Origin of the sequence: Kitasatospora setae KM-6054 (genome assembly GCF_000269985.1) — a bacterium.
Classification (GTDB): Bacteria; Actinomycetota; Actinomycetes; order Streptomycetales; family Streptomycetaceae; genus Kitasatospora; species Kitasatospora setae.
Window position 1 is genome coordinate 7,645,083 of sequence record NC_016109.1, and the last position, 18,763, is coordinate 7,663,845.

Annotated in this window: 15 protein-coding genes; 5 read left to right on the plus strand and 10 right to left on the minus strand. The window is 75.1% G+C overall.

The annotated features are described in order from the left end of the window. Window positions 1-341 precede the first annotated feature (341 nt). Window positions 342-4,538 (plus strand): hypothetical protein, encoded by a 4,197-nt coding sequence (locus KSE_RS33485; RefSeq protein ID WP_033259224.1) that lies wholly within the window; start codon window positions 342-344, stop codon window positions 4,536-4,538. A 56-nt stretch (window positions 4,539-4,594) separates the two neighbouring features. Here the strand turns inward: KSE_RS33485 and KSE_RS33490 are convergent, their stop codons facing one another. Both KSE_RS33490 and KSE_RS33495 read right to left on the minus strand, forming a co-directional pair. Continuing rightward, entirely contained in the window at window positions 4,595-5,560 is a 966-nt protein-coding gene (locus tag KSE_RS33490) for a 5'-3' exonuclease (protein ID WP_033259238.1), read from the minus strand. 83 nt (window positions 5,561-5,643) lie between these two features. Continuing rightward, the gene (locus tag KSE_RS33495; protein ID WP_014139827.1) at window positions 5,644-6,693 is read right to left on the minus strand and encodes a cation diffusion facilitator family transporter; all 1,050 of its coding nucleotides are present in this window, start codon (window positions 6,691-6,693) and stop codon (window positions 5,644-5,646) included. A 171-nt stretch (window positions 6,694-6,864) separates the two neighbouring features. Here KSE_RS33495 and KSE_RS45240 point away from each other — a divergent pair, with 171 nt between their 5' ends. Then, entirely contained in the window at window positions 6,865-8,193 is a 1,329-nt protein-coding gene (locus KSE_RS45240; RefSeq protein WP_014139828.1) for a chromate transporter, read from the plus strand. A 25-nt stretch (window positions 8,194-8,218) separates the two neighbouring features. Here the strand turns inward: KSE_RS45240 and KSE_RS33505 are convergent, their stop codons facing one another. Continuing rightward, window positions 8,219-9,028, minus strand: a complete 810-nt coding sequence (locus tag KSE_RS33505) for a gamma-glutamyl-gamma-aminobutyrate hydrolase family protein (RefSeq protein ID WP_063747464.1) — start codon at window positions 9,026-9,028, stop codon at window positions 8,219-8,221. A gap of 220 nt (window positions 9,029-9,248) precedes the next feature. Here KSE_RS33505 and KSE_RS43895 point away from each other — a divergent pair, with 220 nt between their 5' ends. Beyond that, window positions 9,249-10,448, plus strand: coding sequence for a DUF2510 domain-containing protein (locus tag KSE_RS43895; RefSeq protein WP_014139830.1), 1,200 nt, complete (start codon window positions 9,249-9,251; stop codon window positions 10,446-10,448). Between the two features lie 102 nt (window positions 10,449-10,550). On the opposite strand, the gene KSE_RS33515 is transcribed toward KSE_RS43895, so the two are convergent. Both KSE_RS33515 and KSE_RS33520 read right to left on the minus strand, forming a co-directional pair. Further along, window positions 10,551-11,753, minus strand: coding sequence for an RNA polymerase sigma factor (locus tag KSE_RS33515; RefSeq protein WP_014139831.1), 1,203 nt, complete (start codon window positions 11,751-11,753; stop codon window positions 10,551-10,553). Continuing rightward, window positions 11,750-12,157 (minus strand): YciI family protein, encoded by a 408-nt coding sequence (locus KSE_RS33520; protein ID WP_014139832.1) that lies wholly within the window; start codon window positions 12,155-12,157, stop codon window positions 11,750-11,752. Before KSE_RS33520 ends, KSE_RS33515 begins: the two co-directional genes overlap by 4 nt. Before the next feature lie 308 nt (window positions 12,158-12,465). Between KSE_RS33520 and KSE_RS33525 the strand changes: the two genes are divergently transcribed. Then, complete coding sequence (locus KSE_RS33525) at window positions 12,466-13,224, plus strand: class I SAM-dependent methyltransferase (RefSeq protein ID WP_014139833.1); 759 nt, start codon at window positions 12,466-12,468, stop codon at window positions 13,222-13,224. Window positions 13,225-13,252: 28 nt separating this feature from the next. On the opposite strand, the gene KSE_RS33530 is transcribed toward KSE_RS33525, so the two are convergent. Both KSE_RS33530 and KSE_RS33535 read right to left on the minus strand, forming a co-directional pair. Next, entirely contained in the window at window positions 13,253-14,473 is a 1,221-nt protein-coding gene (locus KSE_RS33530) for an alanine racemase (protein ID WP_014139834.1), read from the minus strand. Window positions 14,474-14,495: 22 nt separating this feature from the next. Beyond that, a complete protein-coding gene (locus KSE_RS33535; RefSeq protein ID WP_014139835.1) occupies window positions 14,496-15,275 on the minus strand; it encodes a serine hydrolase in 780 nt (259 codons plus the stop codon). 57 nt (window positions 15,276-15,332) lie between these two features. Between KSE_RS33535 and KSE_RS33540 the strand changes: the two genes are divergently transcribed. Further along, window positions 15,333-16,079 carry an SseB family protein gene (locus tag KSE_RS33540; protein ID WP_014139836.1) on the plus strand — a complete coding sequence of 249 codons (747 nt, stop codon included), beginning with the start codon at window positions 15,333-15,335 and terminating at the stop codon, window positions 16,077-16,079. A gap of 79 nt (window positions 16,080-16,158) precedes the next feature. Here KSE_RS33540 and KSE_RS33545 read toward each other — a convergent pair whose 3' ends face one another. The 3 genes from KSE_RS33545 to KSE_RS33555 all read right to left on the minus strand — a co-directional run bounded on the left by KSE_RS33545 (window position 16,159) and on the right by KSE_RS33555 (window position 18,755). Further along, a complete protein-coding gene (locus KSE_RS33545; protein ID WP_014139837.1) occupies window positions 16,159-17,214 on the minus strand; it encodes a polyprenyl synthetase family protein in 1,056 nt (351 codons plus the stop codon). A gap of 24 nt (window positions 17,215-17,238) precedes the next feature. Next, a complete protein-coding gene (locus KSE_RS33550) occupies window positions 17,239-17,466 on the minus strand; it encodes a hypothetical protein (RefSeq protein ID WP_014139838.1) in 228 nt (75 codons plus the stop codon). A gap of 98 nt (window positions 17,467-17,564) precedes the next feature. After that, window positions 17,565-18,755, minus strand: coding sequence for a cytochrome P450 (locus KSE_RS33555; RefSeq protein ID WP_014139839.1), 1,191 nt, complete (start codon window positions 18,753-18,755; stop codon window positions 17,565-17,567). Between the last annotated feature and the right edge of the window lie 8 nt (window positions 18,756-18,763).

Below are 18,763 nucleotides of genomic sequence, written 5' to 3' on the forward strand. Positions count from 1 at the left end.
TGTTGGGGTCTATCCACGGCTCGGCGTCGCGCACGTGGGCCCAGAAAGCGGCCAACTCATCGAGGCGCGAACAGACCTCGCCCGGCTTCCGCCCAGGGCGATCGACGCTGCGAGTCATCGTCCGCCGAGATCACGAAGCCCGGTCCAAGCCGGGCTAAGGGTGTTGTAACCGCTGCTCCCGGGTGTCGAAGGACTGCGGCACGAGGCGGTGAGTCTAGCTACTTCGGCGCGCAGGAACAGCATCAGAGCGCCCTCGCCCCGCAGGGGCGTCATCGACGACGGCGCGCCCGCCACGATCTGGGTCAGCTGGGGGTGTCAGGGGCGGCTGAGACGATGTCATCGTGCCAGACACGGACAAGCTGTTCGACAGCGCAGTGCGCACGGGGCGGAGCAACGCCCACATGATCGAGATGGCCCGGCGTCATTGCCTGCGGATGGAGTTCATCCCGTTCGGCGGGCAGGGTCTCGCGGAGGAGGCCACTGGCCTACCGATCAACATGAGGCGGGTCAGCTGCCCGGTGGCCCTCGGCAACGCGAGCATGAACCTGGCCCCGGTTGTGGGGGACTTCTACGAGAAGCACTGTGTGGGCTGCGAACTGCGCCAGCCCACCGGGGACGTGCCGAACCTGGCCACCCTCATGGAGGAGAACAAGGCCGCGGCCGCCGCGGCCCGGGAAACCTCTGCCGAGCGCATGCAGCAACGGCACGCCGAGTGGGCGCAGCGGGCCGAGCGCCGGCGTGCCCTGCGCGTGACGGCCGACCCCGCCATGGCGGGCGCGTTGGACGACATCGGGGTCCTCGACGCCGACCCCGCCGCGCAGCCGGACGGGGGCGCGGCCGGGGCCCGTCGGCGTCTTGCCGCCCTCGCGCAGCGCAGCGCCGCCCTGTTCACCGCCCCGGTGATCGACCTGGCCGTGGACCTGGCTGGCCAGCACAACGTCATCGGCCTCCTGACGCCGCTTCGGCACCTGGCCCGCAACCGCCCCGAGCACGCCCCGGCGGTCCTGGAGGCCGCGATGGCGGTCCTGCGTCGGGCCCCCGTGCCCGATGCCGGTCGGTGCCTGGCCGACCTCCTGCCCACTGCGGACCAGGTAGGGCTGGACGACAACGTGGTCGAAGCGCTGGTCTACCTGGCCGAGCCGCCGCAGGACAGCTTCGCCGTCCCCCGGCCCGGGGGAGCCGGGGACGCGAGCGGGCTGCGCGCGGCGGCCGACATCGCGCCCGAGCGGGTGGCGGCTGTACTGGACGGCATGCTGCCCAGGCCCGCCGCCCCCGCCGGGCTGCTGCTCCCGGCAGGCAGCAGCGCCGTACCGCAGGAGGCGGACGGTGACGGCCGGCGCTGCGCCGCGGCCAGCGCGATCGCCGCGCTGGCGCAGACCCACCTGGACACTGTGACGCCTCTGGCGGCACCGCTGCTGCTCAGTCTCGGGGTGGACAGCGCCGACTCCTATGACCTGGAGCCGATCGGGACCACACAGCACGCGCTGGCCGCCATCCTTGTCCTCGGCGACAACCTGGTGGCCGTGCAGGTGGAGGCTGCCGGGCAGGGCGCAGGACAGCAAGTCCGTGAGCGCCTGATCGGTGTCCTGGACCGAGCAGCGAGTGTCCTACAGAGCGACGACCGCCGTCGCACCGCCCGCGAGGTGGCCCTCGACGCCAGCCGACGGCAGGGCCTGTTCGACTACCTGCTGACCACCGCGCTGACCCGCGCCGGCGGGGACTGGGGCACCGAGTGCCGGGCGTTGGCGGCACGCCTGATCGAAACCCTGGCGCAGGAGCACCCCGCCTGGGCCCTGCCCAAGGTTCCCGCGATCCTGGGCGGCGCCCTGCTCGCCGTCGCCGACCTGGAGCAAGTGTCGCAGGCTTCGGCCGCCGCGGCCCTGACCACCACGGGCACCATGCCCGTCGTGCTGCAGGCGCTGGAGCGGATGAACCATCAAACACTCCTCGGCTCCACCGTGCAGACGCTGGTCCGCGCCGTCGAGCACACCGCGCAAGCCGACGCAGCCTCGGTCTGCCAGGCTGTCGTCGAGGCGGTGGCGAACGATCGGGCCAGCCAGCAGGGCGACACCGTCACCTGGTACCTGCTCCGCAGTCTGGGGCAGATCGGCGCGCAGCACGGCCAGCAGCCGCAGGTCCTGCACACGATCGTGCCGACCCTGCACACCTACCTCGTCGACGCCGACGCGTCCCTGCGCGCGGTGGCCCTCACCGCCTGGGCCACGATCGGCACCCGCCACCGGCTGCCCTCCAGCGTCTCTGACCTCCTGCCCGTGCTGACCGATGATGCCCACATCGTGGTGATCGACGCTGTCCTCGGCGCCGCGATAAGCCTGGAGTGGGGCGAGAACGAACGGATCCGGCTCCTCCTCCACGCCCTCACGGTCTGCCGCGAGGCCGACGCCCGCAAGCACACAGGAACCCTCAAGAAGGCCATGGCCGCGCTCGCGGTGCTGACCCGCTCGGACGGTGACGCCCAGCAGGCCGCCATCGAGCAGACCATCGTGCAACGTGCCACAGAACTCGACGGATACGACCTGCGCGATGCGCTGCGCCGCACCTGGCAGCCGGCGACCACGACCTCGCCCACGATGGCTGCCCTCCGCCTGCGCCAGGCCCGCGACCAGCAAATCAACGACCGCTTCAACCAGGGCGACGACGAGGAATTGTGCGCACTGCTGGACTGCGGAGCTGGCCTGGCGGCGCTGCCCACGGCTGACCTCGAGACCGCCGCCCTGGAACTGGGACCGGACCGGCCGCTGGCCGCTGCCGAGTTTGCCGAAGTCGCCTGGCGCGCCGCACGTTCCGCCGACGCGGCCACGATCTTGACGGCCGTCCTGGCCGCCACGCCGGACACCCCTGCCTATCGGATCCACCGCGCCCTGGTGAGCCTGCTGGCCGCGGCCGCCGCCCAAGACGACGCCTGGGCCCGCCCCGGTACCGCGCCCGAGGCCACGGCACTGGCCGCCGCGGCCGCCGCGCTGGACGCCGCAGATGGCGGGGGTTCGAGCCTGGCCCAGCAGGCCCGGCTCCGGATCCGACTGCGGGACCTGCTGGCCGGGAGCCGACCCGCCGACCAGGGAAGCGACCCCGCGGCCGCGTTGCGCCAGCGTGCAGCCCTCCTCCAGGAGGCCGCCGCAGGACTGAAGTCAGCGTCCATGCAGGCCACCACGACCGCCGCCTACCTGCGCGGCTACGCGGACCTGTGCGACCTGGCCTACCGGCTGCTCCTGCTGGACGCCGCCGAGCTCGACGCCGACCACACCACCGTCGCCTCGCTCACCGCTGCGGTCGGCCGCCGCGCCGCGCTCCTCGCGGACGAACTGCGCGATCGCTTCGACGAGCTCGACCCCCTCGCCGGCGCTCTGGTGGCGGCCGTCCAGCAGGCCGGGGAGGTCACCGACGGCAGCGCGGTCGCCGACACCCTGACCGCGTGGGCCCGCCTGCCGCTGCCCGTCCCCGTCGTCGCCGGACCGCGACGCCTACCCCACCGGCTCCGCCCGGCGCAGGCCGACGAACCTGTCCCGGACCCTGACGTGGCTGTCGTCCTGGCCAGCATCGACGACCAGCTTGTCACCGGCCCCCAGGTCCTGCGCCCGTCCACGGTCTACGAGCTCCGGCTGGACGTGCAGCCCGGCCCCTGGCCGGACTGGGCTCAGACACTCGAGGCGGACCTGTTGAGCCACTTCACCCCTACCGAGGCGCAAACCCCCGCCTATGTATGGCCGCGACCGGCTCAGCCCGGTCAGGAGACCTTCAGCGAGGACGGAACACTCATCCTGAGGTTCGGCCTGCCGGCAGGCCGCCCCTCTCCGCCGTTCCTGGTCCGCCTGCGCTGGCGCGGCATCAAGGACGGCCGGGAGGTCGTCGAGGACCTCGACGTCGCTGGACACCGCGAGATCCGCTGCCGGCCCTTCGACGCCTCCCGGGACTTCCTGACCGACTTCCCAGTCTTCGACGAGCGCCTGCTGGCCCTGTACGAGCGGCTCCACGAGAGCGGCTACGACGAGGACCACCTGCAGGCGTTCTGCCGCCTCTTCACCGCGATCTGCCGCATCGGCCTGAGGATGACCTGGAACAAGCAGTACAAACGCGGCACCAGCGTTACCGAGCGGAAGTTCCACGACGACCTGTACGCGGACCTGCAGGCCGAACCCGAGCTCGGCGGCCGGCTCCAGCGCGGAACGCCCCTTGCGCTCGGCTACCTCGACGTACGCCACGACAAGATCACCGCGGAGCTGAAAGTCGAACGCAAGACCCCCGTCACCAAGGCCACGGCACCCAAATACATGGGCCAGCCAACCCAGTACGCGGCGGCCGACGGCGCACGCCTGTCGATCCTGTGCATCTTGGACATGAGCCGCAAAACCTCACCCGTTGGCGTCCCAGAGAACTACCTGTTCACCCTGGAACCAGCTCTCCACGGGCTCGCCAACCCAGAAGCCCCATCCTTGGTCGCAGCTATCGTCGTCAACGCGAACCTGCCAACCCCCAGCTCCTGGTCGCGACGCCGCACCGCCACCCAGCCGACCCCGTAGAGGAGTGATGGTTCTCTCCCCTCACGTGCAGCTCTGCCGCCCTTGGCCGTGCAATCTCACGCGGTCTTCCGGGCTTGGGCGAGGGTGTCGAGGAGGCGGGTGAGGGAGGTGCCGAGGCCCCAGCGGGTGGTGAGGGCTTCGAGGGTCATGGGGTCGAGGGGTTCGGTGGGGAGGGTGGGGTCGAAGGCGGGGAGGGGGACGTCGGTGGCGACGCGGACGACGGTGGGGGCGACGTCGAGGTAGGCGGCGCCTTCGAGGAGGTTCTTGCGGCGGGCCGGGGTGAGCTTGGAGAGGGGGTCGGCGGCGGCGGTGCGGATGCCGGCGAGGTCGCCGTACTCGCGGATGAGTTGGGTGGCGGTCTTCTCGCCGATGCCCTTGACACCGGGGAGGCCATCGCTCGGGTCACCGCGCAGGGCGGCCATGTCGGCGTACTCGGCGCCGGTGACGCCGTACTTGTCGAGGAGGACGGCCTCGGTGATGACCTCGGCGTTGCCGACGCCCTTGATCGGGTAGATGACCTGCACGCCGCGCGCGTCGTCGACGAGCTGGAAGAGGTCTCTGTCGCCTGTCACGATCAGGACGCGCGCGGGTTGGTAATCTGCAGTCTCCCGGTCGCCGGTGACGATCCGGACCGGGCCGGTGGCGCGGGTGGCCAGGGTGCCGATCACGTCGTCGGCCTCGTAGTCGGGGACGCCGACCCGGGCGATGCCCAGGGCGTCCAGGACCTGCTCGATCACCGGGACCTGCGGGGCCAGCGTGTCCGGTACCTCCTCCTCGCCGGCCTGTGCCGCCTCGGCGACCCGGTGGGTCTTGTAGGTCGGGATCAGGTCGACCCGCCACTGCGGGCGCCAGTCGGCGTCCATGCAGGCGACCAGCTGGTCCGGGCCGTGGTCGTGGACCAGCCGGGAGATGAAGTCCAGCAGGCCGCGCACCGCGTTCACCGGCTCGCCCTGCGGGGAGCGGAGCGAATCGGGGACGCCGAAGTAGGCGCGGAAGTAGAGGCTGGCGGTGTCCAGCAGCATCAGGCGGGGCGCGGCGGAGGCGGTCGGTGCGGTCACCCCCCGATCATGCCGCATCCCGCCGACAAGCCCGGGCTGACGGGCGCTCAGTGCGGGTGCGGGCCCGAGCGGTGCACCGGGCCGTGCACGTCCCCGCAGTGGTCGCGGCCCGCGTCCCCGGCCGTCTTCGCCTGCTCCGCCGCCGCTGCCGCCGCCGCGCTGCTCGGGGCGATCTGCAGCAGCCCGTCCTCGCCGTCCTCGCCGACGTGGTCGACCTGGAGGGTGGCGTGGGTGATCCGGTACTCCTCGCGCAGCCGGCGCTGGAGTTCGCGCTGCACCGCGTGGCAGTCGCCGCCCGGGGTGACCAGGACGTGCGCGGACAGGGCCGGCTCGTTCGAGGTGATCTCCCAGATGTGCAGGTCGTGGACCTCCTCGACCTGCGGCGCGGAGACCATCCGGTCCGCCACCTCGTCCGGGTCGACGCCGGCCGGCGCGGCCTCCAGGAAGATCCGCGCCGAGTCCCGGACCAGCCCGATCCCGGCCCGCAGCATCAGTGCCACCACCACCAGCGAGGCGATCGCGTCCGCCCGGACGAACCCGGTGAGCAGCACCACCGCGCCCGCCACCGCCGTCGCGACGAACGCGTACAGGTCGGTCAGCACGTGCTGGAACGCGCCCTCGACGTTCAGCGACGACCGGTTCGCCTTCGACATGCACCAGGTCGCCGCGACGTTCACCACCACGCCCACCAGCGCCGTCACCAGCACCAGCCCGCCCGCCACCTCCGGCGGCGAGACCAGCCGGGTCACCGCCTCGTAGCCCAGCCACGCCGACAGCACCAGCAGCGTCACCCCGTTCGCCTGCGCGGAGAGGATCTCGGCCCGCTTCAACCCGTACGTGTAGCCGCCGCGCGCCGGCCGCGCCGCCAGCCGCATCGCGACCAGCGCCAGCGCGATCGACGCCGTGTCGGTCAGCATGTGCGCGGCGTCCGAGATCAGCGCCAGCGACCGCGCGGCGAAGCCGACCACCACCTCGCCGACCATGAACGCCGACAGCAGGACCAGCGCGCTCCACAGCCACTTCCGGTCCGCGTCCGCCGCCACCGCGTGGCTGTGCCCCTTGTGGTCGTCGTCGTGGTCGTGGTCGTGCCCGGCCATCGGGATCCCTCCGCTCTGGTGTCCGCACCAGAAGTGAACCCCGGAACGGACGAAGATCCAAAGGCGGCGGTGGTGACCGTTGTCGTTCCCCGTTGCGCCATCCGGGTCGGGTAGGGTGCGCCCCGCATCCGCGCGGCTCGCGCGGCAGTTCGGCAGGGGAGCGGAACCGGAGTGACGGAGCGGACCGGAGAGCGGGCGGACGGACGGGCGGCGGAGCGGGTGCCGCTCACGGTGATCGCCCGGGAGTGGGGCCGGATCGGCGTCCTCGGCTTCGGCGGGCCGCCCGCGCACATCCTGCTGCTGCGCCGGCTCTGCGTGGAGCGGCGCGGCTGGCTCGCCGCGAGCGAGTTCGAGGACGGCATCGCCGCGACCAACCTGCTCCCCGGACCGGCCTCCACCCAGCTGGCGATCTTCACCGCCTGGCGGCTGCGCGGCACCGCCGGGGCGCTGGTCGGCGGCGCGGCGTTCATCCTCCCCGGGCTGGCGCTGATCCTGCTGCTGTCCGCGCTGTTCCTGACCGGGAACCCGCCGCGCTGGGTGCTCGGCGCCGCCGCGGGCGCGGGCGGCGCGGTCGCCGCCGTCGCCGTCCAGGCCGCCACCTCCCTCGTCCCGCCCAGCCTGCGGCGCTCCGGCCCCGGCCCGGCCCGCACCCGCTGGACGGCCTACCTGCTGCTCGGCGCCGCCGCCGCGGTCCTCACCGGCCCCTGGCTGGTCCTCGTCCTGCTCGCCACCGGCGCCGCCGAGATCGCCTTCCGCCGCCGCGAGGCCCGCCCCGCCGCCAGCCCCGCCGCCCCCGCTGTCCGTGCCGACGACGAAACCAGCCGTACGGGGGACAGCGCGCTCGGCCGACCGGACGAGGCCGGCGCGGGGCAGGCCGGCGCGGACGAGGACGGCGCGGGGGAGGACCGCCCCGGCGGGCGTCCGCGCCGGGCGCTGCCGCTGCTGGTTCCCGGCCTGGCCGCGACCGGCGGGCTGGGTGCGCTCGCCTGGGTCGCGTTCAAGGTCGGGGCGCTGTCCTACGGCGGCGGCTTCGTGATCATCCCGCTGATGCAGCAGGACGCCGTCGAGCGCTACCACTGGATGACCGACGGCCAGTTCCTGAACGCCGTCGCGCTCGGCCAGATCACCCCGGGCCCGGTGGTGCAGACCGTCGCGGTGGTCGGCTACGCCGCCGCGGGCGTGTTCGGCGGGCTGCTCGCCGCGGCGGTGGCCTTCGCCCCGTCCTTCCTGTTCGTGCTGTTCGGGGCCGCGCACTTCGACCGACTGCGCGCCCACCGCGCCGTCCAGGACTTCCTGACCGGCGCCGGCCCTGCCGTCATCGGCGCGATCGCCGGCTCCGCCCTCCCGCTCGCGCTGGCCCTCGGCCGCCCCTGGCAGTACGCCGTGCTGGGCCTCGCCGCGCTCTGGCTGCTGGTGCTGCGCCGGGGCGTCGTCCCCTGCCTGCTCGGCGCGGCCGGCCTCGGCGTGCTCGCCGCCGCGGCCGGCCTCGCGCTGCCCTGAGCCGTCTGCCCAGAACGCCGTTCTCCTAGAACGCTGGGAGGGCGGCCTCCTCGGGGCTGTTCGGGGTGGTGAGCGGGGCGAGCCGGGTGGCGTGCACGAGGGCGCGGGCCACCCGCAGGTCCTCGCCCTGTTCGGGGTGCCACTGGACGCCGACGGTGAAGCCCGCGCCCTCGACCGCCTCGATCGTGCCGTCCTCGGCGTACGCGCTGGCGGTCAGGCCCTCGCCGAGCCGGGCGACCGCCTGGTGGTGGAAGGTCGGGACGACCACCGACTCCTCCGGCAGCAGGTCCGCCAGCAGCGTGCCGGGGACGGGGCGCACCGCGTGCCGCCCGTACTCGCCGGGCCCGCCGATGTGGCTCAGCTCCTCGCCGACCACGTCCGGCAGGTGCTGGATCAGCGAGCCGCCGCACACCACGTTCAGCAGTTGCATGCCCCGGCAGATCCCCAGCAGCGGGGTGCCGGCGGCGAGCGCGGCGCGGATCAGCGCGGCCTCCCACAGGTCGCGCTCGGGGGCGTTGGCGATCGTCTTCTCGTGCGGGCGCTCGCCGTACAGCACCGGGTCGACGTCCTCGCCGCCCGAGATCACCAGGCCGTCCAGCCGGGACACCACGGCCGCCGCGTGCTCCGGGGCGTCCGGCGGCAGCATCACGGCGATGCCGCCGGCCGCGCGCACCAGCTCGGGGTAGCGCACGGGCAGCAGGACGGAGCGCAGGCGGTCCCAGCGCCCCCAGGCGGCGTCGCCGAGGTAGGTGCTGATGCCGATCACGGGCCGGGCCGCGGGACGACCGGAGGCGGGGCCCGGCGCGGGACGGGTCACGGGAGGACGAGAGGTCATGGCGCGCATTCTGCCGTGCGCCCCCGCGCGCCGCCGGGTGACCCACCCATCTCGTGCGCCCCATCAGGCGCGTGGAGCACGGCGCGCGCCCCGGTGGTGCCCCGGAAGCACCCGGGAGGGGGGACTGACGTCCGATTCTCACCGGAATCTCATCGCCGGACCCCCGTTTCCGGCCCCGCCCTGATTTCCCGCTTATCCGCAGCCCCCTAGGGTCTCTACCGTGAGCGAGCAGCAGATTCCGGCCGGGTGGTACCCGGACCCCGTCGACACCGACAGCGACCCCCGCCCCCAGCGCTGGTGGGACGGCACCGGCTGGACGGCCGAAACCCGCCCGGCCCCCGCGCCGCAGCCGGAGGCCGCCCCCACCGACGCCCCGCCTCCGGCGGCGCCCGCCGGGACGTCCCCTGGAACGTCCCCCGGGACGCCTTCCACGGAGGACACCGCCGTCCTCGAGGGCACCGTGCTGGACGCCTCCGGGCAGACCGTCAGCTACCCCCCGCTGCCCCCGTACACCGGGCAGTACGGGGCCAAGCCGACCCGCGACCGGGCCCCGAAGCCCGTCCTGGTCGCCGCCTCGGTCGCCGCCGTGCTCGGCCTCGCGATCGGCTCCGGCGTCACCTACCTCGCGATGGACGGCCGCCACGACGACACCAAGACCGCCTCCCGCAGCTCGGACGGGCAGCGCTTCGGCGGCGGCCTCTTCGGCGACGGCGAGGGCGGCGAGGGCGGCAACGGCGGCAAGGGCGGGAACGGGAGCGGCGGGGGCAACAGCGACCCGTTCGGCTTCGGCGACGGCGGCAAGAACGACCAGGGCAACGGCCAGGGCAACGGCGGCGGCACCGGCAAGAACGGCAAGGGGAACGGCAACGGCAACGGCGGCGGCACCGGCACCGGCAAGAACGCCCAGGCCGCCGTCGACATGGTCAACGGCATCTCGCTGCCGATCCCCGGCGGCTGGGACGGCGGCACCACCGCCGCCGGCTACGCGGCCCTCTCCATCGGCAGCTACACCTGCGTCGACGGCTCGGACAGCTGCTCGCTGGGCGGCGTCTCCACCGGCCAGCTCAAGGGCAACGACGCGAAGAAGGCCGCCCAGGACGACATCGCGACCGCCGCGAAGGAGGCGTACGGCGACCTGAACGGCCACCAGGAGCTGAAGAGCGAGGCCGTCACGGTGGCCGGCCAGTCCGGCTACCTGGTCCGCTGGAAGGTCGACGCGGCCAAGGGCAACCCCGGCTACGTCGAGACGGTCGTCTTCCCGACCGCCGACGGCAAGGCCCTGACCGCCGTCCACTTCGGCTTCGACATCGCCGACAAGGCCCCGGGCCCCGACCAGATGGACACCATCGTCAAGGGCATCACCAAGGTCGACCCCAGCACCCTCAAGGGCGGCACCGGCGGCGCCGGCACCACCACCTGACCGGGACCGGCACCGGGAGCCACCCCCGCCCACACCGGACCGCGGCCCGGCGCACCGCCCACTCGGGGGCGCGGAGCGCCGGGCCGCTCCCGTCCGTCCCCCCTACCCGCCCCCGCCCCCGCCCCCGCTCTCACCCCCGCGCAGCAGCGTGTTGAGCCGGGCCGCCTGCCGGATCAGGTGGTCCCGTTCGGCCGCCGTGCCGGCCTCGCGGGCCGCTGCCGCGTACAGCGCGGCGGCGGTCGGAAGGTCGTCGGCGCGTTCGTGGAGGTAGGCGCGGGCGGCGGTGTGGCGGGGGAGCGCGGGGTCGAGTGCGGCGAGTGCGGCGAGGCCGACGCGGGGGCCGTCCGCCTCGCCGAGGGCGACGGCCCGGTTGAGGCGGGCCACCGGGTTGCCGGTCAGGGCGATCAGCTCGTCGTACCACTCGACGATCTGGACCCAGTCGGTCTCGGCGGCGGTCGGCGCGTCCGCGTGCAGGGCGGCGATCGCGGCCTGGGCCTGGTACTCGCCGAGCCGGTCGCGGGTCAGCGCGGCCTGCAGGACGGCGACGCCCTCGGCGATGGCGGCGGTGTCCCAGCGGGTGCGGTCCTGTTCGGCGAGCGGGACGAGGCTGCCGTCGGGCCCGGTCCGGCCGGCCCGGCGGGCGTGGTGCAGCAGCATCAGGGCGAGCAGCCCGGCGGCTTCGGGGTGGTCGACCAGGGCGGCGAGCTGCCGGGTCAGCCGGATCGCCTCCGCCGCCAGGTCGACGTCGCCCGAGTAGCCCTCGTTGAACACCAGGTAGAGCACCCGCAGCACGGTCGCGACGTCCCCGGGCCGGTCCAGCCGGACGCCCGCGACGGTGCGCTTGGCCCGGCTGATCCGCTGCGCCATGGTCGCCTCCGGCACCAGGTACGCGGCGGCGATCTGCCGGGTGGTCAGCCCGCCGACGGCGCGCAGCGTCAGCGCCACCGCCGAGGACGGCGTCAGCGACGGGTGCGCGCACAGGAAGTACAGCCGCAGCGAGTCGTCGCTGTCCGGGACCGGTCCGGGCGCGGGCTGCTCGTCGACGGCGTCCTCCCGGCGGCGGCGCGCGCTGTCGGCCCGCGCCGCGTCCAGGAAGCGCCGCCAGGCGGTGGTCACCAGCCAGCCCTTCGGGTCCCGGGGCGGCTCGTCCGGCCAGTGCCGGACCGCCTCCAGCAGCGCCTCCTGGACGGCGTCCTCGGCCGCCGCGAAGTCGGCCCCGCGCCGCACCAGCACGCCCAGCACCTGCGGTGTCAGCACGCGCAGCAGCGCCTCGTCGACCCCGCCGGGCCGGGCGGGCCCGGTCATTCGGTGACGGTCGGCGGCTCGGACATGACCGGACGCAGCTCCAGCCACTCGCGGATCGGCTCCCCGCCCGCGCCGGGCGCCGCCGACAGCTCGCCGGCCAGCTCCAGGGCCCGTTCCCGGCTGTCCACGTCGATGATCATCCAGCCGGCGATCAGGTCCTTGGTCTCGGCGAACGGCCCGTCCGTCACCGGCGGCTTCCCCTCGCCCCCGTACTGCACCCAGGTGCCCTCCGGCGCCAGCCCCTGGGCGTCCACGAACTCGCCGGTGCCCTCCAGCTTCGCGGCGAAGTCGCGCATGTACCGGATGTGCGCGGTGACCTCCGCGGGCGTCCAGCGGTCCATCGGGACGAAGCCCTCGGGCTCCGGCGCGCCGCGGTAGTGCTTGAGCAGCAGGTACTTGGCCATCGGTCTCACTCCTCCGTGCGGATGCGGCCCATTCTGGCCGCTCACACCCCTGGGACGGAGCCGCTGCCGGGTTCTCGACACGGTCCGGCGAAATTCCTCGGAAAAAGTTCCGCCGCCCCCGCCCGGAGCAGCCCCACCCCGGCCCCCCACGGCCCCCGGCCGCCCCGGACCCCACCGCCGGACCCCTCGGCCCCACCCGCGCCCCGGGCAGCCGCCACGAGCCCGCCCAGCACCTCGCCGCACACTCGCTGACCTGGCCTTATTCCTCCATCCTCCCTAGGATCGAGGGGATTCGGAAGGGGGGCCGGATGGACCGGACCGCACGCACCGTCGAGGACGTCCTCACACTCCTGGACGGCCTGTTCCACACCGAACCCGCGCCACCGCCCGCCGCGGGCGGGCGGCTCGGTACCGGTGACGGCCGGGACTTCTGGGACCGCTTCTACAGCGACCGCTCCCGCCCCGTCCCGTTCTTCGCCGCGAAACCGGACGAGAACCTCGCCGCCCACCTCGACAGCGGCCTGCTCGCCCCGGGCCACGCCCTCGACCTCGGCTGCGGCGCCGGGCGCAACGCGCTCCACCTCGCGGCCCGCGGGTTCACCGTCGACGCCGTCGACCTCTCGCCGGTCGCCCTCGCCTGGGCCGCCGAACGCGCCCGCGCGGCGGGCGCCACCGTCCGGCTGCACCAGGGCGACGCCTTCGCCCTGCCCGCGGGCGCGTTCGAGGGCCCGTACGACCTGGTCGTCGACTCCGGCTGCTTCCACCACCTGCCCCCGCACCGCCGGATCAGCTACCTCGCCCTGCTCGACCGCGTCCTCGCCCCCGGCGGACACCTCGCCCTCACCTGCTTCGCCGCCGGCGAGGGCGGCATGGGCTCCGAACTCCCCGACGCCGACCTCTACCGCACCCGCGACCTGGCCGGCGGCCTCGCCTACACCCCCGCCGCGCTGCGCCGGATCTTCGGCGACCTCACCGAGGTCGAACTCCGCCGGATGCGCGAACTGCCGGACGAAGCCGAGCTGTTCGGCGTGCCGTTCCTGTGGACGGCGCTGTTCCGCCGCCGGTAGGACACCGAGGTCGGGCGGCCGGCCGGGGTCAGAGGAAGGTGTGCCCCTCGCCCCGGTAGGTCGGGACGGTGGCGGTGACGGCGTCGCCCTCGATCAGGTGCAACCGCTCGAAGCGCTCGCACAGTTCACCCGCCTTCGCGTGCCGGAACCACACCCGGTCGCCGATCAGCAGGTCGTCCGCGGCCGAGCCCAGCAGCGGGGTCTGCACCTCGCCCGCGCCCTCCTGCGGGTCGTAGCGCAGCCCGGCCGGCAGGTACGGGACGGGGGAGCGGTCCGCGCCCGCCGGACCGGAGGCGGGATAGCCGCCGCCGAGCACCGTCACCACGCCGACGCCGGGCCGCCGGACCACCGGCTGGGCGAACAGCGCGGCCGGACGGCCGTGGAACGCGCGGTAGTTGTCGAACAGCCGGGGAACGAACAGGCCCGAACCGGCGGCCACCTCGGTCACCGCGCGCTCCGCCACCGTCGACTCGACACTGCCGGTGCCGCCGCCGTTCACGAACTCCAGCTCGGCGACCTCGCGCACCCGCCGCACCACCTCGGCCCGCCGCACCGCCAGCTCGGCCCGCGCCTTCGCCTGCATCAGCCGCACCGCCGCCGACCGCACCGGCCGGCCCGGCACCGCGTCCCCGACACCCGCCACGTGGCCCTCGTACGCCATCAGGCCGACCACCTCGAACCCCCGCCGGGCGTTCACCAGTTCGGCGAACCGGCCGAGCTGCTCGGGCGTGCGCAGCGGCGAGCGGCGCGCCCCGACCCGGAGCCGGCCGCCCAGCAGCCGCAGCGAGGTGTCCAGCTCCAGGCAGACCCGCACGGTCGCCGAACCCCCGCGCGCCGCGTCGATCAGGTCCAGCTGGGCGACGTCGTCGACGACCACGCTCACCTGCCGGGCCAGCTCCGGATCGGCGGTCAGCCGACCGAACGCGGCCCGGTCCGCCGACGGGTACGCCAGCAGCACGTCGGTGAGACCCGACTCCACCAGCCACAGCGACTCCGCCAGCGTGAAGCTCATCAGCCCCGCGAACCCGTCCATGCCCAGCACCCGCTCCAGCAGCGCCCGGCACCGCACCGACTTCGACGCCACCCGGATCGGCTTCCCGCCCGCCCGCCGCACCAGGTCCGCCGCGTTCGCGTCGAACGCCGCCAGGTCGACGACGGCCAGCGGCGCGTCCAGGTGCGCCGTCGCCCGGTCGTAACGGGCCCGGTCGGAGACAGTGCCGCTGGTCGCGGGGGTGTCGAGGAGTGCCATGGCCGCAGACTGCCACATCCCCCTACCGGGCGGTAGATCCGAAGGCCCCCGAATCCGCCCCGCCCCCCTCCGGCCCCGCCGCCCCGCCGCCCTCGCCGCTCCCGCCACTGCCCGACGGGCCGCCGATCGCCGCCACCGCCCGGCGGGCCGCCGCCTCCACCGCCGACACGCCCGCCGCCAGGTCCGGCCAGCCGTCGGAGAGGACCGCGACCAGCGTCCCGTCCGGGCGGGCGCCCAAGCTGTCGACGACCCACAGGCCGGTCGCGGTGCGCGGCAGCCAGCCGTTCTTGAGCGCGGTGGCGCCCGCCGCCGAGACGCCCCAGACCTGCGCGGGCACGACCTCCCGCATCAGTCCGGCCAGCCAGGCCCGCCCGGGGAGCGCGCGCGGGTCCCCGGCGGTGAAGATCCGGCGCAGCAGGCGGACCCGGTCGCCGGCGGTGGTCGTAGTCAGGCCCCAGTAGCCGTCCCGTCCGGCGGTGGTCTCCGGCAGGCCGAGCGCCCGGTAGGCCGCGTCCAGCCCGTCCGCGCCGCCGACCCGCTCGTACAGTTCGCTCGCCGACGCGTTGTCGCTGCGGACGATCGCCGCCCGCGCCGACTCCCGCTCTGCGCCGGTCAGCCGCTCCACGCCGCCCGCCCGCAGCAGCAGCGCCGCGACCAGGTCGACCTTCACCGTGCTCGCGGTCACGAACCGCCCACCGCCGCGCACCGCCGCCGCCCCCGTCCGGGGCACCACCGCCGCCACCGCCAACCGTCCGCGCCGCTCCGCCTCGGCCGCCACCGCCAACCGTCCGCGCCGCTCCACCGCGTGACCTCCAGCTCCGTTGCCGTTCCCGGAGTAAACGTGGCATACGCTCACGGGGTGGAGCGCAAGAACATCCCCAATCCCGGGTTCGCCGAGGACGACGGCACCGCCGATCCCGTCCTGGTCGCGGCCCTCGCCGCCTGGCAGCAGGACCCGGCCGCCGAGCCCGAGCTGCTCGCCGCCCTCACGCCGAGCCGGCTGATGGTGCCGATCGTGGCGCTGCTCGGCGAGGTCGAGGTCGACGCGAACGGGCACCGGCACGAGAAGACCAGCGACATGGCCGTCCCGGTGGTGGAGGCCCCGGACGGGCGCCGCGCGCTGCCGGCGTTCACCTCGCTCGCCACCATGGCCCGCTGGCGCGCGGACGCCCGCCCGGCGCCGGTCGCCGCCCCGCAGGCCGCGATGGTCGCCTTCGGGGAGCGCGCCGACACCCTGCTGGTCGACCCGGCCGGACCGGTCGCCTACCAGCTGTCCGGCGCCCGGCTGCGCGCCGTCGCGGAGAACCGCCGCTACCTGCCCCCGCACCGCGACCCGGAGGTCCAGCAGGCCCTGCGCGACCTGCTCGCCGCCGAACCGGCCGTCAGCGCCGCCCACCTCGCCCCGGCCCCGGACGCCGACGCCACCCTGGCCCTCGTCCTCGCCGGCCCGGCCACCGACCCCGCCGCCCTCCAGGCCCTCGCCGCCCGCCTCGGCCCGGCCCTCGCCGCCGACCCGGCCCTGCGGCTGCGCCTCGACCAGGGCCTCCAGCTCGCCTTCCTGGCCCGCCCCCCGGAGCAGCCACCGTTCTACACCCGCTCCGCCTGACGGTCACCGCCACCGCCGTCCGCGCCGCCGCCGTCCGCACCGTCGACGATCCGCCTCCCCGGCGGGGCGAGAGCGGCGTTCAGGCGGCCGGTGCGGGGCCGAGGGCCTGGGCCGCCGACTCGTGGAGCAGCGCGTGCAGCAGGTCGCGGTACGCGGAGGCGCCGGCCAGCCGGTCGAGCAGTGCGCAGGCCCGCTGCCGGAGCGTGGTGACGCGGTCCGCGTAGGTGCGGGCGGTCTCGGAGTCCCGCAGGGCGGCCCGCAGTTCGGCGCGCGCGTCGGGTTCCAGCCGGGCGCGCTCGCGCAGTCGCAGCAGCCGCTCGCGTCCGGACGGGTCGGCGCCCTCCAGGGCGTCGGCCAGCAGCAGGGTGAGCGTCCCGTTGCCCAGGTCGGTGTCGAGGACGGCGTCCTCGTACGGCGCGTCGTTGGCCAACTGCCGTAGGACGCCGAAGAGTTCGCCGAAGGCGCGCCAGCCGCGCAGGTGCGTCGGGTGGTCGGTGGCGAGGCGGGCCGCCATCACGGCGTCGCGCCCGTACGGGGCGCCGCTCTTGCCGCGGTAGCCGGCCATCACCCTCGCGGCGGTGGGCGGGCCCTGCGCCGAGGCGAGGTCGGCGAGTTGGCCCGCGGTGGCGAGCAGGGAGGCGTCCAGCAGGGCGGCCCGCCAGTGGGCGGCCGTGGCCGGGGGCAGCGGCTGCCGGTCGATGACGGCGAACGGCAGCAGCGTGCCGCAGGCCATCGCCAGCAGGACGCGCTCGGCGCCGGTCCGGGCGGTCGGCGCGTCGCCGGTGGAGCCGTCGGCGAGGTCGTCCAGCATCTGCGCGCCGGCCCACCAGAGCCGGGAGGCGGCGGCGACCGGCAGGGCGTCCTCGGGCGGGGCCGACAGGGCCCCGGCCACGGCCGGGGCGAACAGCCGGCACTGGACGCTGCCGGGGTAGCGGTCCAGGAGCGCGTGGATCCCGTCCGGCAGCGGGCCGGGGTGGTCCCGGCAGGTCTCCGCCACCGCCGCCCGGGCCAGGCGGTCGGCCCGCTCGGACCAGGCGGCGGCGGGAAGGACGGTGTCAGCAGGAAGGACGGTGTCGGCGGGAAGGGCCGGGCCGGCGGTGGGGATGACCGGCTCGGCGGCCGACTCGTCGCTCATGGTGCTGCGGCTCGGGAGCCCGGGTCAGCAGTAGGTGCCGCCGATGAGGATCGTCACGTCGTCCGAGGACGCGCAGGGGATCGTGGCGCCTGCGTCGCCACCAGCGGCAGCGGCGTCGGCGGCGGTGGCGTCGGCGGCCCGGACCGGCTCGGTGCCGTTGAGGAAGGACTCGATCCGCTCGATGTCGGCGAGCAGCGACTCGGTGTCCCGGGCGTCGGCGGGCAGGCCGGTGGCGGTGCTGGCGGTGCTCATGGGTTCCCCCTCAAGTGGCGGACGGCTGGTTGCACTGGCGTGCGGCGCGCGTCGCATCCTCTCAGCGCCGAGCGGCCCGGCACAAGATCGCTCCGCGCTCAGCCGCCGCAGGTCACCGGCAGGCTGCTGAAGCCGCGGAAGGTCAGCCGGTCGCGCCGCCGTGCCTCGCCCGCGCGCCGCATGCCGGGCAGGCGCCGGAGCAGTAGCGGCAGCGCGATCCGGGCCTCCGTGCGGGCCAGCGCCGCGCCCAGGCAGTAGTGCGCGCCGGCCCCGAACGACAGCGGCGGCGGGGACTCCCGGAACGGGTCGAAGCGCTCCGGGTCGGTGAAGCGGGCGGGGTCGTGGTTGCCCGCCGCGAGGAGGAGCAGGAGGTGGCTGGACGCCTCGACCGTGCCGATCCCGTCGAGTACCACCGGCTCCGTCGCCCAGCGGCTGGTCAGCTGCAGCGGCGCGTCGAAGCGCAGCACCTCCTCGACGTAGCGGTCCGCCAGGCCGTCGTCCTCGCGCAGGTCCGCGGCGAGGTCGGGACGGTCCAGCAGCAGGCCGAGGCCGTTGCCGATCAGGTTCGCGGACGTCTCGAAGCCCGCGAGGGTCAACAGGACCAGGTTCGCGGTGAGTTCGCGCGCGGACAGCGCGCCCGCCTCCCGGTCGTGCGCCCGCACCAGCGCGCTGGCCAGGTCCTCGCCCGGCTCGGCCCGGCGGCGCCGGACCAGGGCCGTGACGTACTCCTCCAGTTCGCCGGCCGCCCGGTCGGCCGCCGTGGACGGACCGGGCGCCCGGAACGGCTCCAGCGCGCCGGTCAGCTCCTGCGCCCGCTCGCGGAACCACTGCTGCTCGGCGACCGGGATCCCGAGCAGCGCGCTGACCGCCCGGACGGCCAGCGGGTAGGCGAACTCGTCCATCAGATCGACGGGTTCATCGCTCCGGCCGAGGTGGGCGACGTACTCGACGAGGACGGCGGCCTGCTCGGTGACCACCCCGCGCAGACGGTCGGCGTTGCGCGGCGAGAACGCGTCCCGCGCGCACTGCCGGACCCGGGCGTGGTCGGCGCCGTTCGCCTTCAGCATCGAGTCCCCGACCAGCCGGGAGGCCGCCCCCTCGGGCCAGCCCCGCACCTCCAGCCGCGGGTCCCGCAACAGCCTGCTGATCAGGTCGTACCCGGTCACCACGTAGAAGCCGGGCCGCAGCCGCACGATCGGCCCGTGCGCGCGCAACGCGGCGTACCCGGGGTAGGGATCGCGCCGGCCTTCGGGCGAGGACAGCACGTTGAAGGCCTCCGTGATCAGCATGCGCAGGA